General features: G+C 37.3%; 2 protein-coding genes. Both read right to left on the bottom strand.

The window, feature by feature from the left end; genetic code table 11:
- Positions 1 to 421: 421 nt before the first annotated feature.
- Positions 422 to 1,213, bottom strand: coding sequence for an AraC family transcriptional regulator (locus XYCOK13_RS21700; RefSeq protein WP_213414347.1), 792 nt, complete (start codon positions 1,211 to 1,213; stop codon positions 422 to 424).
- 71 nt (positions 1,214 to 1,284) lie between these two features.
- On the bottom strand, positions 1,285 to 2,379 hold the full coding sequence (locus XYCOK13_RS21705) for a Gfo/Idh/MocA family protein (protein WP_213414348.1): 1,095 nt from the start codon (positions 2,377 to 2,379) through the stop codon (positions 1,285 to 1,287).
- Positions 2,380 to 2,531 lie beyond the last annotated feature (152 nt).

Raw genomic sequence — 2,531 nt, forward strand, 5'->3', positions numbered from 1 at the left:
CACATAAATTTGGACTTGATCTTCCTAATCCTGATTAGGATCGGAAGCTTATGTATGTTTTCCCCAACTCGTCTGACCACCAATTTCGAAGTAATCATTAGGAAAGCGGAAACGACTCCTATACTTTACTTTCTATTGAGCGCTGTTTCCACATCAATTTCACCGAGCGAAACGCCTGCCGAATCTGCTAATACAGAACATCATGTTTCTGTTCCCGTCCTGTAATCTCCTTATACTTTGCTTTGGAAAGCAAGAACTCTGCGTCAGCCGAAGCCTACTAAGCTGCTGTGTACTTGCGAACCAACAACAAAAAGTTGAATATTTTGACGACGATACCCTGACCATGCCTGAAAATTATTCCAAAATGGGGTCTGGCCTTGCCCTCTTGCAAGGGCTAAAAAATCTGTTCTTCTATTGTTAGTTACATATTTTGTAACATATATTTTTTAGGGGAAACCCCCATTAGTTGTTTGAAAACGTTACTAAAGTGATACACATCTGTAAAGCCTACTTCCTCTGCTATTTGTGAAATGGTAAGATTTTGAGGTAACCCACGTGCTAAAAGTTCTAAGGAGGCATGAATACGTACTTGTCTTAAAAATTGCAAAATGGTTTTATTTTCATGCTTTTTAAAAACATGCCCTATATATACAGGGTTAAAGCCAAAGTGACTTGCGATACTGTTAACAGTTATGTGAGTTGCATAATTTTGAATAATGTAACTTTTAATTTCTTCCACATAAGGGTGTTTATTTTGTCTTTTTTCATTGTATAAAATTTTATGTAAAATGAGCATAAGTAACCCATAACATTTGAGTGTGTAACCATTATTTTTTTGCAGCCACTCATATTTAAATTCTTTGAAATAGGGTGCAAATTCAGCAAAACTACCCCAGCTAGTAAAGCTAGGGTAGTTTAATAATTTAAAGTTTAAATCATATGAATTTAAAGGGTTTGAGCCTGAAAAATTAAAATCAATGGCAACACAAGTAAAACCGTTAGTAGATGCGGTTCGACGGTTACCAGGTTTAATAAAAACAATATCTCCTTGCTTGCACACTTTGGCGGCATCATCTATTTTATAATGAACAACACCGTCAACAACAAAAGTTAAGCTAAAAAAATCTGTATAAAAATCTTTAAACTTCCACTCCTCCCCGCAATGCTTATGGGCAAAGTGGGTGATTAAATTTGGGGTATTCTGCTCATCCATTTGCACATCACCCTTAGTATTAGTTAACAAGTATTTGTTTTTACTTCTTATGCCAAGCCAATCGTACCAAGTTAATATTTTCTAACAATGTTTTTCGCTTTTTCTGCAATCATTTGTGCCTTTATGCACAATTCAGCCGCTTTAAAAGCATGGGTCTGTGTCATGGCATGCTCTGTTCTATTTATACAATCTAATATCAGTTGCCCAAAAAAGGGGTAGCCTACTTGCCCTTCTACATTAAAGTGTTTTTCTCCTTCTTTATTTACTAAGTACACATGTGAGCCACCTTTATGGCGAGCAATATCAACATATTTTCGCAACTCAATATAACCATCTGTGCCTAATATCATTGTACGACCATCACCCCAAGTAGAAAGCCCGTCAGGTGTAAACCAATCAACTCTAAAATAGCCCATTGTCCCATTATCCCCACGTAAAGTAGCATCCCCAAAATCATCTAACCCGGGGTACTTTGGGTTGTTATAGTTTTCGATGTTGGCTGAAAGTATTTCTGCATCTTTTGCACCAGTAAAATATAAAAACTGCTCTATTTGATGACTGCCAATGTCGCACAAAATACCCCCATATTGCTCTCTTTCAAAAAACCACGGAGGGCGCCTATCTGCACTTAACCGGTGGGGACCTAAGCCAATGGTTTGAACAACTTTACCAATGGCACCTTGCGCAATTAATTCTCCAGCAAAAACGGCGCTTTCTACATGCAACCGTTCACTATAATAAACAGCATATTTCAAACCTGTTTTTTGAACCATTTCTTTGGCTTCCTCTAGCTGCTTAAGGGTTGTCATTGGTGCCTTATCTGTAAAATAATCTTTACCTGCGGCCAGCACACGCACGCCTAATGGTTGTCGTTCGCAAGCAATGTTAGCACTGGTAACAAGTTTTACTTCTTTATCTGCTAAAATTTCTTCTTCACTATTTGCAGCTTTTGCTTGGGGAAACATTTTCAAATAATGGTCTAGCTTTTCTTTATCTGTGTCATAAATGTATTTTAAGGTGGCACCTGCCTCAATTAAGCCGTTACATTGCCCCCCAATATGCCCATGGTCTAGCCCAATAGCAGCAAAAACAAATTCGTTAGGTTTAACAACAGGGTTGGGTTTCCCTTTGGGGGCATAATTCATCCCTTCTTGCCTTTCATTCATTATAGATATCCCTCTCTTTCCACAATTGGTGCAGTTATTATAAAACTAAATAAATAGTAGCATCACAGGTGAAACGTATAAATATACGAACTAAACTATTCTTGTATAAAACATAGATAATTGTAAAAAGTGCGATCAAGTCCAAATTTATG

This window comes from Xylanibacillus composti (assembly GCF_018403685.1).
Lineage (GTDB): Bacteria > Bacillota > Bacilli > Paenibacillales > K13 > Xylanibacillus > Xylanibacillus composti.

Bases quoted from the DNA above. Each gene is read 5' to 3' on its own strand.
- XYCOK13_RS21705 (WP_213414348.1), bottom strand. From the start codon at position 2,379: ATGAATGAAAGGCAAGAAGGGATGAATTATGCCCCCAAAGGGAAACCC.
- XYCOK13_RS21700 (WP_213414347.1), bottom strand. From the start codon at position 1,213: ATGGATGAGCAGAATACCCCAAATTTAATCACCCACTTTGCCCATAAG.